This window comes from Rhizobium sp. 01L410, assembly GCF_056400165.1.
Window position 1 is genome coordinate 113,849 of record NZ_JBFTST010000003.1, and the last position, 25,486, is coordinate 139,334.

The 25,486-nt window shown below is 60.5% G+C and carries 26 protein-coding genes and 1 tRNA gene; 11 read left to right on the forward strand and 16 right to left on the reverse strand.

Translation table 11 applies throughout. The features are described from left to right. Nucleotides 1-256: 256 nt before the first annotated feature. Entirely contained in the window at nucleotides 257-1,159 is a 903-nt protein-coding gene (locus AC1DV9_RS07755; protein ID WP_477947080.1) for a GGDEF domain-containing protein, read from the forward strand. 11 nt (nucleotides 1,160-1,170) lie between these two features. Here the strand turns inward: AC1DV9_RS07755 and AC1DV9_RS07760 are convergent, their stop codons facing one another. Next, complete coding sequence (locus tag AC1DV9_RS07760; protein ID WP_477947082.1) at nucleotides 1,171-1,833, reverse strand: TetR/AcrR family transcriptional regulator; 663 nt, start codon at nucleotides 1,831-1,833, stop codon at nucleotides 1,171-1,173. A gap of 93 nt (nucleotides 1,834-1,926) precedes the next feature. On the opposite strand from AC1DV9_RS07760, the gene AC1DV9_RS07765 reads away from it, so the two are divergent. Further along, nucleotides 1,927-2,409, forward strand: coding sequence for an anthrone oxygenase family protein (locus tag AC1DV9_RS07765; protein WP_477947083.1), 483 nt, complete (start codon nucleotides 1,927-1,929; stop codon nucleotides 2,407-2,409). 40 nt (nucleotides 2,410-2,449) lie between these two features. On the opposite strand, the gene AC1DV9_RS07770 is transcribed toward AC1DV9_RS07765, so the two are convergent. The 7 genes from AC1DV9_RS07770 to AC1DV9_RS07800 all read right to left on the reverse strand — a co-directional run bounded on the left by AC1DV9_RS07770 (nucleotide 2,450) and on the right by AC1DV9_RS07800 (nucleotide 9,334). Continuing rightward, nucleotides 2,450-2,986 carry a glyoxalase superfamily protein gene (locus AC1DV9_RS07770; RefSeq protein ID WP_477947084.1) on the reverse strand — a complete coding sequence of 179 codons (537 nt, stop codon included), beginning with the start codon at nucleotides 2,984-2,986 and terminating at the stop codon, nucleotides 2,450-2,452. 186 nt (nucleotides 2,987-3,172) lie between these two features. After that, nucleotides 3,173-4,354, reverse strand: a complete 1,182-nt coding sequence (locus AC1DV9_RS07775; protein WP_477947086.1) for a GGDEF domain-containing protein — start codon at nucleotides 4,352-4,354, stop codon at nucleotides 3,173-3,175. 189 nt (nucleotides 4,355-4,543) lie between these two features. Beyond that, nucleotides 4,544-5,584, reverse strand: a complete 1,041-nt coding sequence (gene pyrC, locus AC1DV9_RS07780) for a dihydroorotase (RefSeq protein ID WP_477947088.1) — start codon at nucleotides 5,582-5,584, stop codon at nucleotides 4,544-4,546. An 85-nt stretch (nucleotides 5,585-5,669) separates the two neighbouring features. After that, a complete protein-coding gene (locus AC1DV9_RS07785; protein WP_477947089.1) occupies nucleotides 5,670-6,299 on the reverse strand; it encodes a nucleoside triphosphate hydrolase in 630 nt (209 codons plus the stop codon). Beyond that, nucleotides 6,296-7,078 (reverse strand): sugar ABC transporter ATP-binding protein, encoded by a 783-nt coding sequence (locus AC1DV9_RS07790; RefSeq protein WP_112514060.1) that lies wholly within the window; start codon nucleotides 7,076-7,078, stop codon nucleotides 6,296-6,298. The genes AC1DV9_RS07785 and AC1DV9_RS07790 overlap by 4 nt, the downstream gene beginning before the upstream one ends. After that, on the reverse strand, nucleotides 7,078-8,157 hold the full coding sequence (locus AC1DV9_RS07795) for an ABC transporter permease (protein ID WP_112385309.1): 1,080 nt from the start codon (nucleotides 8,155-8,157) through the stop codon (nucleotides 7,078-7,080). The genes AC1DV9_RS07790 and AC1DV9_RS07795 overlap by 1 nt, the downstream gene beginning before the upstream one ends. Before the next feature lie 157 nt (nucleotides 8,158-8,314). Further along, the gene (locus AC1DV9_RS07800; protein WP_112385308.1) at nucleotides 8,315-9,334 is read right to left on the reverse strand and encodes a sugar ABC transporter substrate-binding protein; all 1,020 of its coding nucleotides are present in this window, start codon (nucleotides 9,332-9,334) and stop codon (nucleotides 8,315-8,317) included. Between the two features lie 239 nt (nucleotides 9,335-9,573). Here AC1DV9_RS07800 and AC1DV9_RS07805 point away from each other — a divergent pair, with 239 nt between their 5' ends. Genes AC1DV9_RS07805 through AC1DV9_RS07820 form a run of 4 tightly spaced genes read left to right on the forward strand, consistent with a single transcriptional unit; the run spans nucleotide 9,574 to nucleotide 11,909 of the window. Further along, nucleotides 9,574-10,821 (forward strand): ROK family transcriptional regulator, encoded by a 1,248-nt coding sequence (locus AC1DV9_RS07805; protein ID WP_477947091.1) that lies wholly within the window; start codon nucleotides 9,574-9,576, stop codon nucleotides 10,819-10,821. After that, nucleotides 10,805-11,287, forward strand: a complete 483-nt coding sequence (locus AC1DV9_RS07810; RefSeq protein WP_477947093.1) for an RbsD/FucU family protein — start codon at nucleotides 10,805-10,807, stop codon at nucleotides 11,285-11,287. Before AC1DV9_RS07805 ends, AC1DV9_RS07810 begins: the two co-directional genes overlap by 17 nt. Nucleotides 11,288-11,340: 53 nt before the next feature. Next, nucleotides 11,341-11,616, forward strand: coding sequence for a BrnT family toxin (locus AC1DV9_RS07815; RefSeq protein WP_112514063.1), 276 nt, complete (start codon nucleotides 11,341-11,343; stop codon nucleotides 11,614-11,616). Next, on the forward strand, nucleotides 11,601-11,909 hold the full coding sequence (locus AC1DV9_RS07820) for a BrnA antitoxin family protein (protein ID WP_477947095.1): 309 nt from the start codon (nucleotides 11,601-11,603) through the stop codon (nucleotides 11,907-11,909). Before AC1DV9_RS07815 ends, AC1DV9_RS07820 begins: the two co-directional genes overlap by 16 nt. Nucleotides 11,910-11,924: 15 nt before the next feature. On the opposite strand, the gene AC1DV9_RS07825 is transcribed toward AC1DV9_RS07820, so the two are convergent. The 3 genes from AC1DV9_RS07825 to AC1DV9_RS07835 form a co-directional block, all read right to left on the reverse strand. After that, entirely contained in the window at nucleotides 11,925-12,962 is a 1,038-nt protein-coding gene (locus tag AC1DV9_RS07825; protein ID WP_477947097.1) for a proline racemase family protein, read from the reverse strand. A 45-nt stretch (nucleotides 12,963-13,007) separates the two neighbouring features. Further along, the gene (locus tag AC1DV9_RS07830; RefSeq protein ID WP_477947099.1) at nucleotides 13,008-14,258 is read right to left on the reverse strand and encodes an NAD(P)/FAD-dependent oxidoreductase; all 1,251 of its coding nucleotides are present in this window, start codon (nucleotides 14,256-14,258) and stop codon (nucleotides 13,008-13,010) included. 85 nt (nucleotides 14,259-14,343) lie between these two features. Beyond that, nucleotides 14,344-15,597 carry an alpha/beta hydrolase gene (locus tag AC1DV9_RS07835; protein ID WP_477947502.1) on the reverse strand — a complete coding sequence of 418 codons (1,254 nt, stop codon included), beginning with the start codon at nucleotides 15,595-15,597 and terminating at the stop codon, nucleotides 14,344-14,346. A gap of 177 nt (nucleotides 15,598-15,774) precedes the next feature. Here AC1DV9_RS07835 and AC1DV9_RS07840 point away from each other — a divergent pair, with 177 nt between their 5' ends. Further along, complete coding sequence (locus tag AC1DV9_RS07840) at nucleotides 15,775-16,158, forward strand: hypothetical protein (protein ID WP_112514347.1); 384 nt, start codon at nucleotides 15,775-15,777, stop codon at nucleotides 16,156-16,158. A gap of 338 nt (nucleotides 16,159-16,496) precedes the next feature. Here the strand turns inward: AC1DV9_RS07840 and AC1DV9_RS07845 are convergent, their stop codons facing one another. The 5 genes from AC1DV9_RS07845 to AC1DV9_RS07865 all read right to left on the reverse strand — a co-directional run bounded on the left by AC1DV9_RS07845 (nucleotide 16,497) and on the right by AC1DV9_RS07865 (nucleotide 21,909). Continuing rightward, on the reverse strand, nucleotides 16,497-17,378 hold the full coding sequence (locus AC1DV9_RS07845; RefSeq protein ID WP_477947100.1) for an aldo/keto reductase: 882 nt from the start codon (nucleotides 17,376-17,378) through the stop codon (nucleotides 16,497-16,499). Nucleotides 17,379-17,633: 255 nt separating this feature from the next. Beyond that, nucleotides 17,634-17,948, reverse strand: a complete 315-nt coding sequence (locus AC1DV9_RS07850) for a hypothetical protein (RefSeq protein WP_477947101.1) — start codon at nucleotides 17,946-17,948, stop codon at nucleotides 17,634-17,636. A 107-nt stretch (nucleotides 17,949-18,055) separates the two neighbouring features. Further along, nucleotides 18,056-18,132: transfer RNA gene (locus tag AC1DV9_RS07855), tRNA-Arg, on the reverse strand. A 120-nt stretch (nucleotides 18,133-18,252) separates the two neighbouring features. Next, on the reverse strand, nucleotides 18,253-19,755 hold the full coding sequence (locus tag AC1DV9_RS07860; protein WP_477947102.1) for an ATP-binding protein: 1,503 nt from the start codon (nucleotides 19,753-19,755) through the stop codon (nucleotides 18,253-18,255). A gap of 156 nt (nucleotides 19,756-19,911) precedes the next feature. Next, the gene (locus AC1DV9_RS07865; protein WP_477947103.1) at nucleotides 19,912-21,909 is read right to left on the reverse strand and encodes a methyl-accepting chemotaxis protein; all 1,998 of its coding nucleotides are present in this window, start codon (nucleotides 21,907-21,909) and stop codon (nucleotides 19,912-19,914) included. A gap of 468 nt (nucleotides 21,910-22,377) precedes the next feature. Between AC1DV9_RS07865 and rpmH the strand changes: the two genes are divergently transcribed. From rpmH to yihA, 4 genes are all read left to right on the forward strand, one after another. Further along, nucleotides 22,378-22,512, forward strand: coding sequence for a 50S ribosomal protein L34 (gene rpmH, locus AC1DV9_RS07870; RefSeq protein ID WP_112385299.1), 135 nt, complete (start codon nucleotides 22,378-22,380; stop codon nucleotides 22,510-22,512). Nucleotides 22,513-22,534: 22 nt separating this feature from the next. Continuing rightward, entirely contained in the window at nucleotides 22,535-22,942 is a 408-nt protein-coding gene (gene rnpA, locus AC1DV9_RS07875; RefSeq protein ID WP_112385298.1) for a ribonuclease P protein component, read from the forward strand. Beyond that, entirely contained in the window at nucleotides 22,942-24,735 is a 1,794-nt protein-coding gene (yidC, locus tag AC1DV9_RS07880; protein ID WP_477947504.1) for a membrane protein insertase YidC, read from the forward strand. Before rnpA ends, yidC begins: the two co-directional genes overlap by 1 nt. Before the next feature lie 65 nt (nucleotides 24,736-24,800). Further along, nucleotides 24,801-25,457, forward strand: coding sequence for a ribosome biogenesis GTP-binding protein YihA/YsxC (yihA, locus tag AC1DV9_RS07885; RefSeq protein WP_477947105.1), 657 nt, complete (start codon nucleotides 24,801-24,803; stop codon nucleotides 25,455-25,457). The last annotated feature ends 29 nt before the right edge of the window (nucleotides 25,458-25,486 follow it).

Genomic DNA, 25,486 nt, shown 5'->3' on the forward strand with positions numbered 1-25,486 from the left:
GATCTTTCGACGCGGGCGCGAGACGGCGCGCAGACCACAAAACCATAGCGCGCCTAAACTGATACAGCCCGCGATTTTTCCACAATGCCGAGCATACTTCAGTAATTTATGATATTCATTGCATTCCAGAGCGTTCAGCCATTTCGTCACGCCAGATCCCTGAAATTACTCGAATTTTAACGATCCGTTTAACATTTGGATGAGACCTGACGGGTCACCTTCGCCGCGGTTATGAGAACCGGGCAAGGAGTCCAGAATGAGTCTGACGGTATCCGAGATTACTCAGAAGGTCAGCGCTTCCCTGACGTTCAAGATTTTCTCTATCTGCTTTGCATCCACCCACATTCCGCTCTTGGCACTGGTCGTTTATCTGGTTACCGGCTTCCGCAGCGAAGCGATGCCCGTTCTCGGTACGGTGCTTGCCGCGACGCTGCTCGGAACGGGCTTTTGCCTCGCCTCCGTCTGGATGCTGATCAAGCCGCTGCATGAAATCTCGGTCGCCGTCGAAGCGTACCGTTCGACAGGCGCAGTCAAACCGATCCGCAGTAAACGGACCGACGAGGTGGGCGTCGTCACAAACGGAATTTCGATGCTGATCACCGAGCTCGATGCAACACTCTCCCAGCTTCGCCGTCAGGCAACAACAGACGTTCTCACCGGCCTTGGCAATCGCCGCTGGCTGAAAGAGATCGGATCCATGGAAATCACCCGGGCAATGCGCGAGCGCACGCCGGTATCAGTCGTCGTCTTCGACCTCGATCACTTCAAGTCGATCAACGACGAGTTCGGTCACGATGTCGGTGATCAGGTGCTGATGGCGACGGGTGCGACCATCCAGCACAATCTTCGGCCCTACGATATCGCCGCGCGCATCGGCGGCGAGGAATTCTGCCTGGTCCTGCCGAAGACCGGGACGGCCGCGGCCATCGCCATTGCCGAGCGGCTCCGCAAGGAACTGGCATCGAGAGCGATCGGCGTCCTGCCGGCTGGGCGCGTGACCGCGAGCTTCGGCGTCTATCGTGGCGACCCGGCGAATGAAAGCTTGAAGGTCATGCTGACGGCCGCCGACCGGAAACTCTACTCGGCAAAAAACAGTGGCCGCAATGCGGTTCACTGGGCGGCGGCGAAATCGATCACCGGAGAAAGCGTTGCAAGCTAAGTATTTCCTGGTCAGGAAGCACTTGAGATCAGCCCTTCGATATCGGCGGGCAGCATCCTCTTGTAGAGCGTGATCGCCCTACCCCCCTCTTCCTCACCCAGCGAGATTGCATAGCGGACAGCGGCGGCGAGAAGCTGCATCAGCAACCGCGCTGGCGGCAGAAGCTCGCCCGCCGGCCGCGCAGGCCAGAGCCTTGCGAGGACTGCAAACAGGGCCTGCGCGTGAAACTCCATGTCTTCGGCATCGACCGCACGCAGCAGCCTGTCGGCCTGCGTCGCGTGCCAGATATCGCGCATGACCGGTTCGCGGCGGAAAAACTGGTAGTATTCGTCGGTAATATTGGCAAGCGCCCGATGCAGCGACGCGGCATCCGAAACACGCGACAGCTCATCCTCCACGCAACGCCTGCCCTGCTCGTTGAAGCGTTCGGCCAGGGTTCGGATGATCGAACTCTTGTCGGGGAAATATTGATAAAGCGCTCCGAAAGACAGATCCGCCTTCTCGACGATCTCGCTCATTTTCAGTGCGTCACTGCCCTTCGCCTCAATGAGTTCGGCGGCCACCGCCAGGATCCTTTCGAAGCGCTCGCGGCCGCGCTGCTGGCTTGGAATGCGGCGTGGCTGGCCGGTATTGTCAGCCGCGCGCTTGCGCCGGGACGGCATTTTCTCATCCATGGTGCGCCTCTCGAAAGTTGACAAGAAAAATATGAGAGTTTATCTCATTTTGCAAATGAGAGATTTTCTCTTGTTTTAACCGGAGGAATTCGCATGGCCGCCACTCTTCCCATTCTTCTCGTCGCCGCCGCGATCGGTAGCGGTCTCATTGCAGGCATATTCTTCGCATTCTCGACCTTCATCATGAGCGCCTTTTCGAAAATTCCGCCGGAACAAGGCATCGCGGCAATGAACTCGATCAACGTCACCATCGTCCGATCGCCCTTCATGCTGCTGTTCATCCCGGTCGCCATCATCTGCGTGGGGATTGCAGTCATCGCCTTCACGGACTGGCGAGGCAGCGCAAGCCTCTGGATGATTTTCGGTGCCGCCTGCTATCTAATCGCATCGTTCGTCTCGACGATCGTCTTCAACGTACCGATGAACGATGCGCTGGCGAAAGTCAGCGGCAATGGCAGCACAGCGGCCGATCTGTGGAATGTCTATCTGAGGGATTGGACCTGGTGGAATCATGTCCGCACCGTAGCATCGCTGGCTTCGGCAATTGCCTTCGTGCGTGCGCTGGTGCTGCTCTGAAAGCGAGGCAGGAGATAAAGCTCCCGCCTCGTAGATCACTTTACGTCCGCTCGCAGAAGGCAATCTTGTTGCTGAACGGATCGATGACAGTCATCTCGGCGCCCCAAGGCGCGTCCTCGACACCGGGTTTCATATAGCGATAGTCCTTGCCGGCAAGCTCGGCCTGAAAGGCGCGGACACCCTTCATCCAAACGAAGGCCTTGGCCCCGGGGCTGGCATCGCCGGAATGTTCGCTCAGATGCATGATCATGCCGCTGCGCGACACCTGGCAATAGAGCGGAAAGTTTTCGCCGAAGCGGTGCTCCCAATCGAGGGTGAAGCCCAGGAAGCCGCAATAGAATTCCATGGCTTTCGCCACGTCGAAAATGCGGAAGATCGGGATCGGCGGCTCGATCGCGATCGATGGTCCGCCGCCTTCCGCATCATCCAGCTTCGCGGCCAGAATATTCCATTGATCGAAGCCGAATTGCCTGGCAACGATCTCCAGCGTCTCGCTGTGCGTCAGGGAAATGTCGCGGCTGGCCAGCGCCTGCCGCAGTGCTTTTGCCATGGTCTTGGCATCGCGAAAATCGCGCATCGTTCATCCTTCCATCGGCGGCGAACAGGAAGATCAGTGCCCGCGTCTGCTGACCCGTTCGCCATCGTTCGCCATTGGCAAGGATGTGAAGGATTTCATCTGGATGCATTCACCTTAGCGCTTGCGCGCCGCGGGACGGCTGGCTGCATCCGGCCAGCGCCGACATTAGCGATTAATGTTGGATGATCAAGAGGCGCTACGAACGGAGGGCGCGTCGGGAACAGCCAGCAGATGGCTGGCAAGTTCAACGCGGTTGCGGCCGGCGCGCTTGGCGGCGTAGAGCGCCTTGTCGGCTTCGCTCAGCATGGTGTCGAAATCCATCGGTGTCGCGCGGCCCGGCGCCACGCCGATGCTGACAGTGCAGCGCAACATCTCGTCTTCGACATAGATCTCGCGCTCCTCAAAGGTGCGGCGGATGCGTTCGGCAATCATCTCCGCCCGGCCCGGCATGATCTCCTTGAGGACGAGGGCAAACTCCTCGCCGCCGAGACGAGCGACGGTATCCCCATCGCGGCAATGAGCGCCGAGCTCGCCGGCGAAAACCCGCAGCACGCGGTCTCCGACAGCGTGGCCATAGCGGTCGTTGATCGACTTGAAATGGTCGAGATCGAAAATGATGACGGCCGTGGAGGCGCCCATCAGACGCTCGCCGTGACGATCGAACAGCGCGCGGCGGTTCATCAGGCCGGTCAGCGGATCGGTAATCGCATCCTGCCTGTGGCGGGCCGCCAGACGCCATTGATGCAGCGCCAGCGACAGGGCGCCGATACCGGTCATGCTGGCGATGCAGATGGCAAGGCTCAGGTCCTCGGCCCAGTTGTTGGGTGCAGCGCCCAGCACCATCTTGCCATCCCAGATCAGCACCGCCGCGCAGAGCGCAAAGGATATGCCCGTCAGCGTGTAAAGGACGGTGATACCCATGATGGGTGCCGGCGCCTCGGCCCGCGCCCGCCAGTATTGATAGGCGGTGGCGAGCAGCAGGAGGGTGATCGACGTGTTATCAGCGATGAAACCGAGCCCATCGTAGCCAGCAATCATGCTGCCGACCGGCACCAGCATCGCAAGCAGCGTATATGAGAGAATGCCCGCGAGCGGCAGACGGCTGGTGCGGAATTGATAGCCGGCGCCCCATATGGCAGCGAAGCCCGCTTGAAAGAGGACAAAGCTGGCGGTGCCAGAGATCAGGCCGGGCGATGAAACATAGACACTGTAGACGAAGATGCCGCTGACGACGAGGACGAGGCCGCAGGTGCAGGTCAACAGAAAGGTTTCGGCACGCCGCGCAAACCAGCTGCCCATCAGGGTCACAGCCAGACACGTTGCTGAAACGCCGAGCGCCAGCAAAAGGGAATTATAATCCAGCATCATGCTTTCAAAACTCCGCGGCTTCTGCCGCGCCCTACAATTCGTCCAGAAACTAGCCTGTCACTGGTGACGAATGTCTTATGCATTCTGTTAAAAAATCATGGACCGCGAACGCGAATATTCGAACCGCGAGCCTGTCATAGTATCGGCAACACGGATACCCGCCGAAATTGACGGTAAAGCCGGTTTTCCTTAGCGTTTTACATCCCAATGCAGCGGGAACATCGGATCGAAGACTGTCACAGGGCCTGCCCCCGTCTCTATCTTTGACGGAAACGTGATCGCTTCATCCCGCTTGACCAGCGTGACCTTCTCCTCATTCGGCTGCAGGCCATACCAGGCCGGGCCATTCAGCGAGGTGAAAGCCTCGAGCTTGTCGAGCGCATTCTCCTGTTCGAAGACATGCGCCAGGCAGCTCATCGTATTGATCGAGGTATAGATACCGGCGCAGCCGCAGGCGCATTCCTTCAGCGGATCGACGTGGGGGGCCGAATCCGTGCCGAGGAAGAAGCGCTGATCGCCGCTAACGGCGGCGGCCCGTAGCGCCAGACGATGGTTCTCGCGCTTGGCGACCGGCAGGCAGTAATAATGCGGACGGATACCGCCGACGAGGATGGCGTTGCGGTTGATGATCAGGTGATGCGTGGTGATCGAGCCCGCCAGATTGGCTTTCGACGACTTGATGTAGTCGATGCCATCGGCCGTCGTCACATGCTCCATCGTCACCTTCAGTTCCGGCAGACGCTTGCGCAGCGGCTCAAGCACGGTTTCGATGAACACGGCCTCACGGTCGAAGATATCGATCTCCGGCGTCGTGACCTCGCCGTGGACGCAGAGCGGCAGACCGATCTTCGCCATGCGCTCCAGAACAGGCATTGCCTTGTCCATATCGCGCACGCCGCCATGCGAATTGGTGGTGGCACCGGCCGGGTAGAGCTTCACGGCGGTGATCAAGCCGCTCTTCTTCCCCTCTTCGACATCGTCGGCGCTCGTATGCTCCGTAAGATAAAGTGTCATCAGCGGTTCGAAGCGATCGCCCTGCGGCAGCGCCTTCATGATCCGCTCGCGGTAGGCGCGCGCATCTGTGGTGGTGACCACCGGTGGCACGAGGTTTGGCATGATGATGGCACGCGCGAAATCGCGGCTGGTATCGCCGATCACCCCCTCCAGCATGGCGCCATCGCGCAGATGCAGGTGCCAGTCATCGGGACGGCGGATGGTGATCGATTGCATGGGAGCCTCCGGAGCGCTGCGGGTGGCGCTTCGATAGCATCAACAGGCCGATGGAAACAACCGTTTAGCCGTGACCAGATCGGCCCTAAAGCGCAATCTCTAATGTCATATCAGAGGGGCGGCGGTTCTCCAGGATGAGGCGGCCGTTGGGGAGGTCGTTGCCATAGACCTTGGCGCTTGCCTCTTCTTCCGTGAGCTTGTAGCCGCGCCAGCGCTCCCAGAGGCGCTCCTCGAGCACTTCCATCGGCGGCGCTAGCATGATCGTGTAGTCGAAGATACCGTCCAGGGCAGCCCACTTGCCCTGCGTGAAGAGCAGGTAGTTGCCTTCGATGATGATGAAACGGTCGTGCGGCGAGATGGGGCGGGCGGAAGCGATCGACAGTTCGCGGGAACGGTCGAAGACCGGGACCAGCACTTCCTGATCGGCCGGGCGCACGGCGCGGACGATATCGAGGAAGCCGCGGACGTCGAAGGTCTCGGGGATGCCCTTGCGGGCGAGCAGGCCGCGCTCGATGAGCACGGCATTGTCCATGTGAAAGCCGTCCATCGGCAAGACAGCGGCGGTTTCGCCGCGTGCTTTCAGGCCGTTGGCGAGGTTGTCGGCCATAGTCGATTTGCCGGCGCCGGGCGGGCCGGCGATACCCACGAGGAAGCGCTTCGCACTTCCGGCGCGGTCAAGAACCGCGCCGGTGATTTCATCTATCCTGACATTCATGCGGCGACCGGCTCCGTGGGGGCTGCCTTGGCGCCTGTCATGAAAGCGACGGCATCCGACATCGTGTATTCCTTCGGATTGATCACCGTCAGGCGGCGTCCGAGGCGGTGGATGTGGATGCGGTCGGCCACTTCGAAGACATGCGGCATGTTGTGCGAGATCAGCACGATCGGGATGCCGCGTGAGCGGACATCCAGAATGAGCTCCAGAACGCGGCGGCTTTCCTTGACGCCGAGCGCTGCCGTCGGCTCATCGAGGATGATGACCTTGGAGCCGAAGGCGGCAGCACGTGCCACGGCAACGCCCTGGCGCTGACCGCCGGAGAGCGTTTCCACCGCCTGATTGATGTTCTGGATGGTCATCAGGCCGAGTTCGGAGAGCTTGGCGCGCGCCTGCTTTTCCATCGCCGAGTGATCGAGTTTGCGGAAGAACTGACCCATGAAGCCCGGTTTGCGAAGCTCGCGTCCGAGGAACATGTTGTCGGCGATCGACAGCGCCGGCGACAAAGCGAGGTTCTGGTAGACCGTCTCGATGCCTGCCTTGCGGGCTTCGATCGGCGACGAGAAGTGGATCGGCTGACCTTCCAGCCGGATCTCGCCTTCGTCGGGACGGATTGCGCCCGAGATCGCCTTGATGAGCGAAGACTTGCCCGCGCCGTTGTCGCCGATCACGGCGAGAATTTCGCCGGGATAGAGGTCGAAGTCGGCATGATCGAGGGCGGTGACGCGACCATAGCGTTTGACCAGACCGCGCGCCGTGAGAAGGGGTTCGGTTGCCATCAGCCTGCTGCCTTTCTGATCCACTGATCGATACCAACGGCGGCGATGATGAGCACGCCGATCAAGAGATAGGTCCACTGGACATCGGTGCCGAGCAGACGCAGGCCGAGCGAGAAGACGCCGACGATGAGCGCCCCGAACATCATGCCGAGAATGGAGCCTCGGCCGCCGAAGAGAGAGATGCCGCCGATCACCACCGCCGTGATGGACTCGATGTTGGCAAACTGACCCGCTGTCGGAGAGACGGAGCCGATACGGCCGATCAGAGCCCAGCCGGCAAGCGCACAGATCAGACCTGACAGCACATAGGTCGAAACCAGCATGCGCTTGACGTTGACACCGGAAAGGCCGGCGGCTTCAGGGTCGTCGCCGACGGCATAGAGATGCCGGCCCCAGGCGGTATGGTTCAAGACATACCAGAGGACGGCGACGAGCAGGACCATGGCGATGACGCCGTAGGTGAAGACTGCGCCGCCGATGCGGAACGTGTTGCCGAAGAGCTGCAGCAGCGGCGCCTGGGTTTCGATGTCCTGAGCGCGGATCGTCTCATTGGCCGAATAGAGGAAGTTCGTGGCAAGCACGATCTGCCACATGCCAAGGGTAACGATGAACGGCGGCAGCTTCATGCGGGCGATCAGCAGGCCGTTAATGTAGCCGCAGAGAGCGCCGACGGCAAAGCCTGAGAGCACCGCGATCTCAACCGGAAGGCCGTAGCGGAACACGAACTGTCCCATCACCACCGACGACAAAACCATGATGGCGCCGACCGACAGATCGATGCCGGCCGTCATGATCACAAGCGTCTGCGCAGCGCCGACGATGCCGGTGATCGCCACCTGCTGCAGGATCAGCGTCAGCGAGAAGGCCGAGAAGAATTTCGTACCCAGGAGGGCGCCGAAGATGATCAGCGAAAGCACAAGAACGATCAGCGATACGGCCGAAGGCGACGAGTGCAGGAAATGCCTGAATTTCTGGAGGACCGAATTGTCATCCGTGTCGAAAGACGCGACGTCCTTCGAGCTGTCCTTGAGAACTTTTTCGTAGTCGTGATGCGGTGCGGCTGTTGTTGGCTCGCTCATGGAAATCCTCCGCGTGACCCCACTCCCTAAGGGGTGTCCGGCCGCTTTCGGGCAAGACGTGGGTTAAGCTGCACCCAATTCGGCGCGCTGTCAAAGATGAGCAGGGAGCGGAGATGCCGCTGGGCATCTCCGCGTTTTGGTTCAGGCTAGGCTGGGATCAACCCCAGCACTTGCCGAGGCCTTCCTTGGTGTCGATCGACTTGACGCCGGAAACCGGCTTGTCGGTGACGAGGGTGACGCCGGTGTCGAAGAAGTTCTTGCCTTCAGTCGGCTTCGGCTTTTCGCCGGAGTCTGCGAACTTCTTGATCGCTTCGATGCCGAGAGCGGCCATTTGCAGCGGGTACTGCTGCGAGGTGGCGCCGATGACGCCGTCGGCAACATTCTTGACGCCCGGGCAACCGCCGTCGACGGACACGATCAGCACGTCCTTCTCGCGGCCGACAGCCTTCAGCGCTTCATAGGCGCCGGCAGCAGCCGGTTCGTTGATGGTGTGGACGACGTTGATGGTCGGATCCTTCTGGAGAAGGTTTTCCATCGCGGTGCGGCCGCCTTCTTCGTTGCCGTTGGTGATGTCGTGGCCGACGATGCGCTTGTCGTCTTCGTCACCGATCTTGTTCGGATCCTTCGGGTCGATACCGAAGCCCATCATGAAGCCCTGGTCGCGCAGAACGTCGACGGAAGGCTGGGACGGGGTCAGATCGAGGAAGGCAACCTTGGCATCGGCAGCCTTGTCGCCGAGTGTTTCCTTGGCCCACTGGCCGATCAGCTTGCCGGCGAGCAGGTTGTCGGTCGCAAAGGTCATGTCGGCGGAATCGATCGGCTCAAGCGGGGTGTCGAGCGCGATGACGAGCAGGCCGGCATCGCGGGCCTTCTTGATGTTGGGAACGATGCCCTTGGTGTCGGAAGCAGCAATCAGGATACCCTTGGCGCCATCGGCGATGCAGGTTTCGATAGCGGCAACCTGGCTTTCGCTGTCACCGTCGATCTTGCCGGCGTAGGACTTCAGCGTAACGCCGAGTTCCTTGGCTTTGGCAGTCGCGCCTTCCTTCATCTTGACGAAGAAGGGGTTGGTATCGGTCTTGGTGATGAGGCAGGCCGAAACGTCGGCGGCCATTGCCGGAGCCGAGAAGGCGACGCCGAGTGCGAGCGCGCCGAAAGCGAGAACTGATTTCTTCACGAGAACTCCTCCCAGAGATTAAGCGGATCGCCACGATGGCCGGACCCGTATTTTCAAGCACGAACGCCGCCTCGGATTTCGCCGGAAGCCTCCTCCAAGACCGTTCGATGCCGTTCACGATGGCGATTAAAAGCGAAAAGAAAATCGCTTGTCAATAAATAAATCCAATTGAATTATTAATTCGATGTGGCATGGTGGTTGAAAATAGGGCATAGGCCGATGATCGGGAGGAGTGCCCAATGTCGTCCCTGGAAGGCCCGGCGCATGCGCCGGCCGCACCGCCAATTCTGAACCCCGCTGGGGGCGCAAACCAGATCCGGGTGCGCGCCTATAACGAGCGGCTCGTGCTATCGCTGGTGCGCCTCTACGGCGCCCTGTCGAAGGCGGATATCGCGCGCCGCAGCGGCCTTTCGGCCCAGACCGTCTCGGTCATCATGCGGGAGCTGGAAAAGGACGGCCTGTTGTCACGCGGCGCTCCCGTGCGCGGGCGCGTGGGCCAGCCATCCATTCCCATGCATCTCAATCCGGATGCCGTCTATTCCTTCGGCGTGAAGATGGGCCGGCGAAGCGCCGATCTGGTGTTGATGGATTTCGTCGGCAATATCCGCATGCAGCTGCACAAGACCTACGCCTATCCGCTGCCCGGCGACTTCCTCGATTTCATCGTTTCGGGGATCGCCGAACTCGAAAACCGGCTGGATGCGAAAGAGCGCAGCCGCATCGCCGGCATCGGCATCGCCGCCCCCTTCGAGCTGTGGAACTGGGCGGAGGAGGTCGGCTCGCCGCCTGGCGCCATGGATGTCTGGCGCGGCCTCGACCTGCAGGCCGAAGTGACGAAACGGGTCTCCTATCCCGTTTTCCTGCAGAACGACGCCACCAGCGCCTGCGGCGCCGAACTGGTTTTCGGCGTCGGGCCATCCTATCCTGATTTCGTCTATTTCTTCATCGGCTCGTTCATCGGCGGTGGTATCGTGCTGAACTCGGCGATCTTTTCCGGGCGCACCGGAACGGCCGGCGCGATCGGCCCCCTGCCCGTCCGCGGCAAGAATGGCGAGACGCTGCAGCTTCTTGAAATCGCTTCGATCTTCGTGCTCGAAAACATGCTGCGTGAGCGCGGCATCGATCCCGAACCGCTCTGGTATTCTGCCGACGACTGGGTCGATTTCGGCGAGGCGATGGAGCTCTGGATCCAGGACTCCGCCAAGGCGCTGGCACAGGGGATCGTCGCCGCAGCCTCGATTATCGATTTCAGCGCCGCGGTGATCGATGGCGGCTTCCCCGGCTGGGTGCGCGAACGCATCGTGCGCGCGACCATACACGAGGCGGAAAAGCTCGACCTTCAGGGCGTCGTCATGCCGGAGATTATCGAAGGTGCGGTGGGATCACAGGCGCGGGCGATCGGCGGGGCGAGCCTTCCGATCTTTGCGCGCTATCTCACCGACCAGAACGTGCTGTTCAAGGAGATTGAAAATGCTGAAGGGGCTTGATCCGCTCTTGAGTCCGGAACTGCTTTCGACGCTGCGCGCCATGGGCCACGGCGACGAAATCGCCATCGTCGACGGCAACTATCCAGGCGTCGAACACGCGCGCCGGCTGATCCGCCTCGATGGCCATGGCCTCATCCCGGTTCTCGATGCGGTGCTCAGCGTGCTGCCGATCGACGATTTCGTACCCGAAGCGATTTTCCGCTCTACGGTGAAGGCCGAGCGCGACAAGCTCGATCCGGTGCATGAGGAGATGATCGACTGCTGCGCCAGACACGAACCGTATCAGCCCGTCGTACCGCTGATCGGCCAGGACTTCTACGGCCGCGTCCGCGCCGCCCATGCGCTGATCCAAACCAGCGAACCCCGGCTTTATGCCAACATCATCCTGCGCAAGGGCGTGATCTATCCGCATGCCGCCGGTCAGCATGCCACAGCAAAGGGGAAGACCGACCCCTTCGAGTATTGAGCGGGCTGCGCACTTCCTGTTGCCAACGCAAATAAACGTAACTACATTAAATCATGAAGATCGTTTGGGACGAACCGAAACGGCAGGCAAATCTGGATAAACACGGATTCGACTTTGCCGAGGTCGGCGAGTTCGACTGGCAAAATGCCGCGATCGAAATCGCGAGGCCCGACGCGGACGGCAGACAGCGGATGAAAGCAGTGGGCTACTACCGCGACGGAACGGCCGTCGTGATCTTCGCGTTGCTTGGAAGTGAAGCGATTTCAATCATCAGCTTCCGTAAGGCAAACGCCAAGGAAAGGAGCAAGCTTCAATGGCCAAAACAATAAAGACCTTTCAGCCTGGCCGCGGCTACTCCAAGGACGATTGGGATGCGGTCGATTCACTGCCGCTAACCGATGAAGAACTCGCGGCCCTGCGTCCTGCGAAGGAGGTTCTGCCTCAGGCGTTCTTTGACGCAATGGACGAGCAGCGCCGTTCGCGTGGCCGGCCTCCTGTCGAGCATCCAAAGAAGCAGGTGACGCTGCGCATCGACGAAGATGTCATCGCCAAATTCCGGGAAACCGGCCGGGGATGGCAGGGGCGAATGAACGCCGCCTTGCGAAAAGCTGCCGGGCTCTAAAGCCCGGCATTCCGTTTAAATCTCACCCGCCTGCGGACCCCAGACATCAGTCAGGGCAAAACCGCCCGGATGGGGGTCGAAGGGATCGAGGGCGACCTGGGAGAGGCCGAAGGTGAAGCCGCGACCGGTGATGGTCGGGATGATTGCCGGGCGTCCGGCGACCTCGGTGACCGACTGCAGGCCAACTTCGAATTCCGAGCCGATGATCGAACGCGACGTGAAGATGTCGCCGGGCTTGGCCTTGCCGCGGGCATGCAGTGTCGTCAGGTTTGCCGAGCTGCCGGTACCGCAGGGCGAGCGGTCGGCGCGGCCGGGCCACATGGTCGTGCAGGTGCGCACCGCTCCGTCAGGCTCGATATCGCGGAACATCACATAAGCAACGCCTGAGATCGCCGGGATTTCGGGGTGAACAACCTTGATGTCGCGGTTGATGATATCCTTGAGAACCATGCCGGCGCGTACCAGCTCGGCGGCATTCGACTTCTCGATCTTCGAACCGATCTGGCCGACATCGACAAGCGCATAGAAAATGCCGCCATAGCAAAGATCGACCTTGATCGTGCCCCATTCCGGCGTCTCGACGTCGACATCGAGCTCGTGAACGAAGGCCGGGACCATGGTCAGGCGGACCTTCTCGCAGCGACCGTCGCGGCAGGTTGCGACTGCCTTGACCAAACCGGCCGCGGTCTCGAGCGTCACCACCGTTTCTGGCTCCTTCATCTCGACGATGCCGGATTCCAGCAGGGCCGTCGTCACGCAGATCGAGTTCGAGCCCGAGCTTGCATGCGCCTGATCGGGCTGCAGGATGATGAAGGCCGCATCGGCATCCGGATGCTTGGCGGGCAGCAGGAGATTGACCGAGCCGATCGGCGCGCCGCGCGGCTCAAGGCAGAGAAAGCGGCGAAGCTCGGTGCCCTTCGGATCGGTGTTCAGCCAGTGCAGTTGAGCCGCCACCGTTTCGCCAGGAATCTTCGGGACGCCGCCGATCGCGACCTTGCCGATTTCACCCTCGCAATGAACATCCAGAAGCTGGATCGTGCGCTTCCATCTCATCCGTCTCGTCCTTCCAAAGAGAGCCAGACCGGCTCGTCGTGCAAATCAGTATCTATCGATGCGGAACGGCGTCATGTCGATCGCCGGCTTTGTGCCCGAGACCATATCGCCAATCAGCTGCGCCGTCGTGGCGGCAAGCGTCAGGCCGAGATGGCCGTGTCCGGTGGCATAGAAAATACCCGGCACCTTCGACGAGGCCGATATGATTGGGATGGTATCAGGCAATGCGGGGCGATGGCCCATCCACTCGCTGGTATCCTCGACCTTCAAGCCGGGCAGCACGCGCTGCGCATGGCGCACGAGAACCCGTGGACGGCGGAAATCAGGCGCGGCATCGAGGCCTGCGAGCTCGACATTGCCGCCGACGCGAATGCCGCCTGCCGTCGGCGTGACCATGAAGGCGCGATGCGGCCAGATCACCGAATAGCGCATGGCAATGCCCGGTTTCATGATCTGAGTGTGATAACCACGCTCGGTTTCCAGCGGGATCGGTTCTCCAAGCTTTGCAGCGAGATCACGGGTATGAACACCGGCGGCAACGATAACGGAATCAACCTCGATGCGGCCTCCGCTTTCCAGAATAACGGCCGACGGCCCCCCCGGCTTGCGCTCGATGCTGCGCACGCTACCCGACAGGAACCGCGCACCGGCTGCCTCTGCGGCAGCGGCCAGCTTAACGACGAGCTGGTAGGGTTCGCGGATCGATTTGTTGTCCGGCAGCAATACCGCCTTGGCGACCTTGGACGACAGCGCCGGCTCATAATGCTGGATCGCGCCGCCGTTCAGCACCTCGAACTCGAAGCCGTAGCGCTGCATCATCTCGATATGGCCGCGATCACCGGCAAACTCCGACTCGGTCTCGTAGATTGCGAGGCAGCCTTCATCGGTCATCAGTTCAGGCGCGCCGATTGCCGAAAGCATGGCGCGGGTATCGGCGAGCGCGCGTCCGGTCAGCAGCATCCCGGCATCCTCGATCTGCCGCAGACGCGAGGGCCGTCCGGCGGCGATGAAGCGCAGGAACCATGGCAGCATCTTCGGCGCGTAGGATGGGCGAAGCCACACCGGACCCTCGGGATCGAGAAGCCAGCGGGGGATCTTCTTCCAGGTGGCGGGGCCGGATCCGGCGGCGAAATCGAGCGCGATGCTCGCCATGTTGCCGTAGGACGTGCCGCGGCCCGGTCCACCCTTGTCGATCAGCGTGACCTGAAACCCGCGCCTTTGAAGCTCGAAGGCAATCGAGGCGCCGATCACGCCCGCGCCAATCACTGCAACTGTTCGCTTCACGTCTTCAGTCATCGCGTCATCCATCATAGCGGGGCCGCCTGCAGCCGCCGTCAATCGACGTGATATATCAGATCGCGGACCTTGCCTATGGAAATTTTCACTGGCTCGGCAGCCCTGCCCCGACGCTGTCGCCGACGGAGCCTGCAGTGTTTTCCACCGACTGACCAAGGCGCTTCAGCTGCGCATCATAGTTGCGCCGGGTGCGCGGATCGAAGATCGCAATCGGCGTGCTGACGGCAACACTGGCGGCGCTGCCGACGGTCTGCGCGGCACCGATCGCAACAGCACCGACAGCTTCGCCAAGCCCGACATTGGAGTCGGTGATGGTCTGGCCTGCGATCAGGCGATCACCGATCAGCTTCACGACTTCGGGGCTTTCTGCAAACTTTCCGTGGTTCAGCCGGTCGCCGCCCTTGAGCTTGGTCAGGTCGAGCACGGTGATGCCGGCGGCTTCGAGCTTGCTGCGATAAGGCTCCACCGACGGGTCGATCTGGCCGAGGCGATCGACATTGCCGGAGATCCGCCGCGACAGTGCCAGTGCCCGGTCGTCGCGCGACACGAAGATGGTGAAATGCGGCTTCTCCTTGCCGAGGCTGGCGAACTGGCGGCCGAAGACGTCCACATCGAGATCGGGAGAAGCGAGGATGACGTTGTTGATCTTCGACGCGACTTTCCCGTCGCGGATCGCCATCTGCCGGAGCGCCTCGACGGTCAGCCAGGTTCCCATCGAGTGGGCCATGATGGTGACGTCGCTGACGGCGGGGTTATCGGCCGTGCGCCGCAGCAGCTCCTCCAGCGCGTCGCGCGAATAATTGGTGCTTTCCTTGTCGTAATTGTAGTCGAAGATCGAACCGCGGGAGGGCCAAGTAAAAACCACCGGCGCCACGTCCGCATGCGAATCGTGGACGATCTGGGCAAAGCGGTAGACGGCGTCCTCGTAGAGGTTGTTGAAGCCGTGCACGAAGATCAGCACGCGGCGGCTCTTCGGCATATGACCCTTTAGCCATCCCTCGCCTGCCTTCTCTCCCTGCAGCGGATCGACGGAGACGGTGACGAAATTGCGCAGGGGATCCGCGGGCAAGCGTGTCGGCCACTGGACCTGACCGACCTTGCGATTGGCCTCCGGCGGGATCGAGACATCGACGGCATTGACCAGCAGACCGGTGCCGCGTTCGCCGGAGAACAGCACGCCGGGATCGGTATCCGGCGCGCGCGTCGTGGCGACCAGCAGATTGACCTGCGATGTGCCGGGCTGAACGGAGCCAACCGGCGTCATGACGCCGGTCGCGCGGCCACCGCATCCCGACAGGATAAAAGCCGACAGCATTACCGCCGCAAGCGTCCTGCGCATGGCTCCCGAGCCGCCCAGCATGCATTCTCCTCTTCGAATACCGGCAATGCGGCTACGGCCCAAATAAGACGTCGGCAGGAGCGGAGTCAAATAAGGCAGCGATCGTGGACATGGTGAAACTTTGCGCCCGGCTTTGCCGTTATTGCCTCTGACCCCGGGACAAATCGGATGGACGCCATGAAAGCCGTTCTTATCGCTCTTGCTTCGACGACCCTGCTGCTTCCATCCCTCGCCCGCGCGGAACGCCTCGCCGAAGACGATATCCGCCGTGACATCATCGGCAGGACGATCTATCTCGCGACGCCGCTCGGCGGCGAACTGCCGCTCAACTACCACACATCCGGCGCAGTGGACGGCAGCGGCAAGGCGATCGGCCTCGGGCGCTATTTCAAGCCCAGCGATACCGGCAAATGGTGGATCCAATCGGACCAGCTCTGCCAGAAGTTCCAGACCTGGTACAAGGGCGCACCGATGTGCTTCCAGCTGGAGCGGGCTGGGGCCGGCAAGGTGAAGTGGACGCGCGACAACGGCGAGACCGGCGTGGCTCGGATCGGCGAATAATTTTCGAGAGCTGAAATAGAAAAGAGCTCGGTGCGGGAGGAGGTGCACCGAGCTCTTGATCTTGACTGGCAACTGGGAGGAGGAGTGTTACCAGTCGGCGTAAGAGCGCTGGGAGGAGGAGTGCGCTGCTTACGGAGATATAGATAGCCCATTCATTTGGTCAGGAATAGGGATAATACCGCAACGCAGCAATGCAAAAAGCGCATGACTAAGTGTATCAATCTTGAGAATATGCCTCATTTTACAGCAATTTTAATCAGATGGTCAAATATCTGCGCAGAGTTTGATCGTGAAGAAGGACACGGCAGCCTAATTGCCGCCGCGTCCCGATGATGACGTCAAGCGGCCTTGAAGAGCTTCCTGCCTTCCGCGTCGAGGGCGGTGAATTCCTCCTCGGACAGCGTTATGCCGACAGCTGCGACGTTTTCTTCCAGATGCTTGACCTTGGAGGTACCGGGGATCGGGAGCATCACCGGGCTGCGCTTCAGCACCCAGTCGAGCGCGATCTGGCTCGGCGCGGCATTGTGCTTCCTGGCGATCGTATCCAGCAGCGAGCCTGGCTTTGCCAGATCGCCTGCAGCAAGTGGATACCACGGGATGAAACCGATATTGTGCTTTTCCGCGTAATCGAGCACGTCCTCGCTGGTGCGATCGACGAGGTTATAGCGGTTCTGGACCGTTGCGACCTTGAAGTACTTCGATGCAGCCTGGATATCGGCCACCGAAACCTCGCTCAATCCCGCATGCCGGATCAGCCCGGCGGCCTGCAGCGACTTGATCGTATCGAATTGCTCGCCGGCCGGCACCTTCGGGTCGATGCGGTGCAGCTGCCAGAGATCGATCTGTTCGACCCCGAGATTGCGTAGGCTCTTGTGCACCTGCTGGATCAGATATTCTGGGCGGCCGAGCGGCAGCCAGATGTCGGGACCATGGCGGGTCAAGCCACCCTTCGTGGCGATGACCGAGCCGTGGCTATAGGGATGCAAGGCTTCCTTGATCAGCCATTCGGAAACGTCGGGCCCATAGGAATCGGCCGTATCGATGAAATTGACGCCAAGCTCTGGAAGACGCTTCAGTGTGCGGATGGATTCGGCGTGATCGGCAGGTTCACCCCAGATACCCCGGCCGGTGACGCGCATGGCGCCGAAGCCCAGACGGTTGACCTCGAGATCGCCGCCGATCTTGAAGGTGCCGGATTGCGCGGCATTCAAAGCGGACATGGTCTTTCCTCCCTTATGGATGCGTGAAAACAGGCGAAGTCGCTGAGCTGGCGACGTGCTCCCTGGCGCCTGATGACAGCGCCGGCGGCGTCAGCCTCGTGCAGGCGGAACGATCCCGTTCCGTGCCAGCTTTACATGGGCAGGCAGCTCGCCGGAGGCAATATGTCTGATGCCGCCGCAGCTGCTTTTTCAGCCACAGTGCGATCGGGCGCCGGTGGAGCCCGCTCCTAGTGTCGAGAGGAAGCGTGTAACGCCCTACTGATCGTAGACGGCGCGATAGCCTTCGGAGGAAGCACAGGCGGTATAAGCCCGCCGGGCAGCGCTACGCGACACGGCCTCGCCCTCGCTCTGGTCGTATTGGCCGCTGATCTGCGAGCGCTCCTTGTAGAGCCGCATGGATTCGTCATAGGCGGCATTGCCTTCGCCCATGCACATCGTATGCGCGACGAAGGATGGATTGACCGGCGTACCGACGGGATAAAGAACCGGAGAGTTGGCCCGATCGACGCAACCGGAAAGCAAGGCTGCCGCTCCAGCAACCGACACCGCAACCAACATTCTTGTCTTCATCGCATTCACTCCTGCCTGCCTCCGGACAATCCGGCGCCAGACGCAGATAGCCGCGCAAGGTTGCGCGAAGCTAGGCTACTCGATGATTTTCAAGGAAAGAAAATGAGTGGCGCACCCGAAGAGATTCGAACTCCTGACCCCCAGATTCGTAGTCTGGTGCTCTATCCAGCTGAGCTACGGGTGCGTCTCGAAGCGGCTGAACCGCTTGCGTGGCGATCCTCTAAAGCCTCCTCCGGGGGAATGCAATAGGCTTTGTGAAAAAATCGCGACTTTCGATCTTCAGAGCTGATCTGTGAATTTTGCTTTACTTTTCAGCGTGGCTGCGGATGCGGTAATCTTCCAGCGAAACCGGGCGATCCGGCACTTCGATGCGGAACTGCGTGCCCGCTGAGGGCTTTTCCACAAGAGCAATGGTGCCGCCGTGGGCAAGCACAAGCTCACGAGCAATCGCCAGACCGAGGCCGGTGCCGCCGGAGCGGGCCGAACCGCGGAAGGCGGTGAAAAGGTTCTGACGAGCTTTCAGCGGCATGCCAGGACCGGTATCGTCGATGATGATGCTGACCACGCTGCCGACGCGTTGCGCGGAGACGGTGATGCGCTTGACGCCACCGGCACCGAGTTCGCCGGGCATCATCAACGCCTGCAGCGCATTGCGGCAGAGATTGTGGATCACCCGGAAGAGCTGCTCGTTGTCGCCGTCGATCTCGATGTCGCTGGGCATCTGCTCCAGAAACTCGATGCCGCTGGCGGGATCTATGGCCAGCATGTCACGAACGTCCTGGGTCAATTCCAGCAGCCGGATGCGGCGTCGGCGCGGCGCCGATTCGGTCGTCTGGCCATAAGACAGGACTTCGGTCGTGTAGCCGACGGCGCGGTCGATCGTTCTGAGCAGCTTCGGCGCAAAACTCTTCACCATCGGATCGTCGACATCGACGAGACGGTCGGACATCAGCTGCGCCGAAGCCAGAATGTTGCGCATGTCATGATTGATCTTGGAGACGGCAAGGCCGAGCGCTGCAAGGTTCTTCTGCTGCTTCAAGGTCTTCTGCAATTCGATCTGCATCGCCGTCAGATGACGGCCGGCGACTGCCAGCTCGTCCCGTCCGCCATCGCCGACAAAGACGTTCTGCGGGTTCTCCGGATCCGTCGAAAACTGCTGCATGCTGCCGCTCAGATTGCGGATCGGGCGGATCAGGATGCGGTTGATAACGAAGAAAACCAGCGTCGCGGTGAACAGCGAGATCAGGACCGACAGAAGCAGAACGTTTCGTGCATAGACGAACATCGCATTGCGCAACGCCCTGTCCTTCATCACCACTTCGACGCCCGTCGCGGTATCGCCGACCGGGCCATAGACGCGAATCATCCGGTTGCCGCCGAAGATCAGCGTATCGAGCGCATCGCAGATGGCGTTTACGGGAGTGACTTTCGTCAGATCGTACTGCTCATCGACGGAGGTCGGCATCTCGGTCATGGCCAGAAGCCGCGAGGTGCCGTCCTTGCGAAGTACGATCGCCTTGGTGCCGGTTGCCTCCAGGGTTTCCTTCTGGAGCATGCGCGGCAGCTCGACGGGCTGAAGGCCATCGATGACGATGGCGGCAGCGGCAGCGGTGTTGAGCTTGTCGTCAAGCCAGCGGATGCGCATGCTGGCAACCGACGGGAAAAAGATCAGAACTTCGGCCAGCATGATGAAAAGCACGGTCATCCAGAGCAGCTTGCCGGAGAGCCCGCCAAACCACCCTGCAGGGCGTTCGCCGCCCGCAGCCGTCATATTCACTGGCATTTCGCTTTGGTCTTGCACCGGCATCGCTGTTTCCGTTCGGCGCAAGCGCCTGCGAGGCAGAGACTTATAATAGACGGTTTGCGATCTGCTTTCAAATCTTCGCGAGGCGCGGCAAGTCGTCACAAAAGAAAACGCCGCCCGAAGGCGGCGTTTCCGATTAGAAAGCTGTGGATTCGGAGATCAAAACTCTTCCCAGCTCTGCTCTGCGACCGCCGCATTGCCGTTGAAGGCGCGGGCGACGGTGTTCATGGCGCGGCGCGCAGGCGAGGCCACCGGGCGATGCTCCTCACGGCGGGCAACGGCCACCTGCGGCGCAGGGCCGTTGGAGACCTTGAAGCGCGAGATGAGGCGGACGAGGCCATCGGCTTCGGCAGACAGCTTGTGCGTCGCAGCCGAGGTTTCCTCGACCATTGCCGCATTCTGCTGGGTCACCTGGTCCATCTGGTTTACGGCGGTGTTGACTTCCTTGAGGCCGGTCGACTGTTCCTTCGCCGCGGTTGCGATCGAATGGATGTGGTCGTTGATGGCGATGACGCGGGTCTCGATTTCCGACAGCGCCTCGCCGGTTGCCTGCACCAGCTTCACGCCGACATTGACTTCATCGCCCGACTTGGTGATGAGCGCCTTGATGTCCTTGGCAGCGGTTGCCGAACGCTGAGCCAGTTCGCGGACTTCCTGAGCGACAACCGCAAAGCCCTTGCCTGCCTCGCCGGCACGCGCTGCCTCAACGCCTGCATTGAGCGCCAGCAGGTTGGTCTGGAAGGCGATCTCGTCGATGACGTTGATGATCTGGCTGATCTCGCGGGATGCCTGCTCGATGCGGCCCATGGCATCGACCGCATTACGGACGACGACGCCGGATGCACCCGACTTGTCCTTGGCTTCGGAGACCATGACGCTGGCTTCCTGGGCACGCTCGGTCGAATTCTGGACAACCGCCGTGATCTCGTCGAGAGCGGCAGAGGTTTCTTCCAGTGCGGCAGCCTGCTGCTCGGTACGCTTCGACAGATCGTCGGTCGCAACGCGCAGTTCGTTGGTGTTGCCGTTGATGGCTTCGGTCGTTTCGCGAACTTCGCGCATCGTTGTCTGCAGCGTCACGAAGGTGCTGTTGACGTTCTGCTGCAGTTCGGCAAAGGCGCCCTGGAACTCACCGCGCATCGTCTGCGTCAGGTCACCATCGGCAAGGCTTGCAATGACGCGGCGGGTTTCGTTGACGCCGGTGTCGACGCTGGAGAGCAGCGAGTTGATGTTGCCTGCGAAATGGTTGAGGCTTTCGTCCTCGTAGTCCTTCTCAATGCGGCGGCTGAAATCACCGGCGGCAGCGGAGGCAACGACGACGGACATGCTCGACTGCAGGTCATCGCTCTTGGCGCGCATCGCCGTTTCCTGGGCGTTGAGGCGCTTGATGGCGAGGCCGTTTTCCTTGAAGACGGCAACGGCCGCGGCCATGTCGCCGATTTCATCCTGGCGGCCTGCATAGGGCACTTCCGCTTCGAAATTGCCGTCGGCGACTTCCTTGATCGCGGTCGTCACTTTCTTGATCGGGCGGCTGAGGTGGCTGGTACCGATATAGAAGCCAAGGCCGACGCCCGCAGCGATACCGATCGTGGTGATCGCAAGCACAAGCCAAAAGACAGAGTTGCGGAAGGCCTCGATCTCGTCATCGACGGCATCGAGTTCGGCCTTGTCGGTCTTGACGATTGCGTCGATCTCGGCCTGGAAGGCCTTGCGGTTGGCGCGGTTGGCGTCGTTATTACCCTGATCGTTTGCGGCTGCAGGGCCGACTTCGGTGCCGAGACGTGCAGTCTCGGTGCGGAAGGCACGGAATTCCTTGGAGCGATCGACGAGCTTGCCGAAGCTATCCTTCTGGCTCTCAGGAACCAGCGGCGCCCAGCCAGCGATCACCTTGTCGATCTCGTCGAGATCGGTGTTGATGCCTTTGGCAAAAGGAGCGACGTCCTTGATCTCCTTGGAGGCATAGATGCCACGGGCTTCCATCACGGTTGCAGTGACGAAACGATTGAGACGCTCGCCGGCATAAGCGCGGCTGGAAGCGCTTTCATAGGCGGTCAGCTTATTGTTATACTCGTTCATAGCGAACAATGCCGTCGCGCCGATGACCAGCGCAACGCCAGCCATAACGCTGACAAGCAAATTGATCTTTCCACGAATTTTCAAAGTATAGTCTCCCTAGGGGGTGAAGAGAGACTGGAAAGCAAATTCCCAGCCGAATGACCAAAATATCGGCGAAATTTCTTAAAGTTATGTTTCGGATTTTAGCTATTACGACTACAAGAAATTATCCCTATTATTCGGGCTCACAGCAGATTTTTCGCAAAAATTGCAATCAGCAAGACCGAATCAATGGGAAATCGTGGCTACCTCAGAAGAACTTCAGCAAAATTCAACTCATGGGGTATTGTCGTAGTCGTTAACACCCTGATGCGACTTTTTGCACATTGGCGCTTTAGCGGGCAGGCCGCGTGGACGATTTTTACGGCTATAATTGACTTTTTTGGCGACCGTCCCTATAAGCCGCCGCACGTCCGGTCACTATAGGTCTTTTGGCCTCGCCCGTTCGCAAAAATAACGCTCCTTGCACTTTGCAAAACGTAAGAAGGGCCGCACTCCGCGGTATTAAAATAAATGAAGCGTACTTACCAACCATCCAAGCTTGTCCGCAAGCGCCGCCACGGTTTCCGTGCACGTATGGCTACTGCCGGTGGCCGCAAGGTTATCGCCGCTCGCCGCGGACGTGGCCGCAATCGTCTTTCGGCTTAAGGCCGGAATTGCCCGATAAGAGATGGCGGGCGAATTGACGACCAAAAAAGAACAAGAAGAAATGACTGTCGGGCGGCTGAAAAGCCGCCCGCAGTTTCTTGCTGTTCGCGTAGGCGAAAAGCGCAGGGGCGGCTTCTTCCTGCTCGAGGTACTCGATCGCAAGGAACCCGACACCGAAGCCCGCGTCGGCTTCACAGTCACCAAGAAACATGGCAACGCAGTCGAAAGAAACCGCATGCGGCGGCGTCTTAAAGAGGCGGTGCGGCTTCATGCAGGGTTTGCAATGCAAGCCGGACACGACTATGTGGTTGTCGCGAGAAGGGATGTCTTGAAAGCATCTTTCCAACAATTGACTGCGGAGCTCAAAGCCCGCGTTGAAAACAAGCCGAAACAAAAGCGGTCGAGTGAAGACCGCTCCAGGAACGTATGATGCAAAACAACCGCAATTATTTCATTGCGATCGCTCTTTCGGTGCTGATCGTTCTTGGCTGGCAGTTCCTCTATATGAATCCGCGCATCGAAGCGCAGCGCAAGGCGCAGGAAGCTCAGAAGGCGCAGCAGACCACCGAGCAGACGCAGACGCCTGCCGCCGGTGGCGCACAGCCGGCTCAGACGAGCGGCGCCGCTCCGAGCGGCCAGGTGGCAACGGTCGCGACGCGCGAAGAAGCACTCGCCAAGTCGCCGCGTGTCGCGATCAATACCGCGGCTCTTTCGGGCACGATCAACCTGACGGGCGCCCGCCTCGACGACCTGAAGCTCAAGGGCTATCACGAGACCGTCGACAAGAGCAGCCCGATCATCACGCTGTTCTCGCCGGCTGAAACCAAGGACGGCTACTTTGCCGAACTGGGTTACGTCGGCAGCGATCAGACAGGTACGGTTCCGGGCGCATCGACCGTGTGGACGGCACCGGAAGGCGCGAAGCTGACGGAAAAGACTCCCGTTACGCTCACCTATACGAACGACAAGGGCCTGACCTTCGCGCGCACGATCTCGGTCGATGAGCGCTACATGTTCACCATCGCCGACAAGGTGACGAACAGCGGTGCGGCTGCTGCATCGATCTCGTCCTACGGCCGCGTCACGCGCTACAACAAGCCGACCACGCCTTCGGTCTACGTGCTGCATGAAGGCTTCATCGGCGTTATCGGCGAAGACGGTCTAGTCGAGAGCAAGTACACGGCTGTCGAAAAGGAAGCCGTTACGCCTGCCAAGTCCACCGGCGGCTGGCTCGGCATCACCGACAAATACTGGGCGGCAACGATCGTTCCGCCGCAGAAGTCCGCCTATGAGGCGCGCTTCGCCTACTATCCGGGCACGCAGCCGAGCTATCAGGCAGACTACAAGGAAGATGCGGTCAGCATCGCTCCCGGCCAGTCCGTCGAGCTGAAGAGCCTCGTCTTCGCCGGCGCCAAGGAAGTTCCGGTTATCGACGGCTATGAGGCCTCCTACGAGATCCCGCGCTTCGATCGACTGATCGACTGGGGCTGGTTCTACTTCCTGACGAAGCCGATGTTCAAATTGATGGACTTCTTCTTCCGTTACTTCGGCAATTTCGGCGTGGCGATCCTGCTAACCACCATCGTCGTCAAGGCACTGTTCTTCCCGCTCGCCAGCAAGCAATACGCTTCGATGGCGAACATGAAGCGCATGCAGCCGAAAATGGAGGAGCTGAAGGCCAAGTTCGGCGACGACCGCATGGGTCTGCAGCAGGCGATGATGCAGCTCTACAAGGACGAGAAGATCAATCCTGTCGCCGGTTGCTGGCCGATCGCGCTGCAGATCCCGATCTTCTTCTCGCTCTACAAGGTGATCTACATCACCATCGAAATGCGCCACGCGCCGTTCTTCGGCTGGATCAAGGACCTTTCGGCTCCCGATCCGACCTCGATCGTCAATCTTTTCGGCCTGCTTCCCTTCGAGGCGCCGACCCTGCTGCATCTGGGTGTCTGGCCGCTGATCATGGGCATCACGATGTTCCTGCAGATGCGCATGAACCCGACGCCGCCGGATCCGACCCAGGCCATGATCTTCACGTGGATGCCGCTGGTATTCATGTTCATGCTGGCGAGCTTCCCGGCCGGTCTGGTCATCTACTGGGCCTGGAACAACACGCTCTCGGTCATCCAGCAGTCGGTGATCATGAAGCGCCACGGCGTGAAGATCGAGCTCTTCGACAATCTGAAGGGCGTCTTCAAACGAAAACCGGCGCCATCCAAGTAGACTTAGAAAAGCCCCGCTCCGGCGGGGCTTTTTCTTGGCGGCAGAAATGATCTATAAGGCAGCCCATGACAGAAAAGAACGATAAGCCCCTCTTCGGGCGGCCCTGGATCTTCATCCGTGGCGTGCCCTCCATGAAATTCCTGCCGCCGGAAGGCCCATTCGAAATCGCCTTTGCCGGACGCTCGAATGTCGGCAAGTCGTCGCTGATCAATGCGCTGGTCGGGCACAAGGGGCTGGCGCGCACGTCGAACACGCCGGGACGGACCCAGGAACTCAATTATTTCGTTCCGGACGGCTATTCCGGCGCCGATGGCGACATGCCGCCGATGGCGCTCGTCGACATGCCGGGCTACGGATATGCCCAGGCACCGAAGGATCACGTCGATGCCTGGACGAAACTGGTCTTCGACTATCTGCGTGGCCGCGCCACGCTGAAGCGCGTCTATGTGCTGATTGACAGCCGTCACGGTATCAAGAAGAACGACGAAGACGTGCTGACGCTGCTCGACAAGGCTGCCGTCTCCTATCAGATCGTGCTGACCAAGACCGACAAGATCAAGCCGCCTGCGGTCGCGAAGCTGCTCGCCGAGACGCTCGAGAAGATCAAGAAGCGACCTGCCGCCTACCCGTTCGTGGTCGCGACCTCGTCCGAAAAGGCCGAAGGGCTCGATGACCTCAGGCAGGCGATCGCCGAGACGGTGGAAATCAGCAACTGGAAATGAAAGAGGCGCCCCGAAAGGCGCCTCCCCAC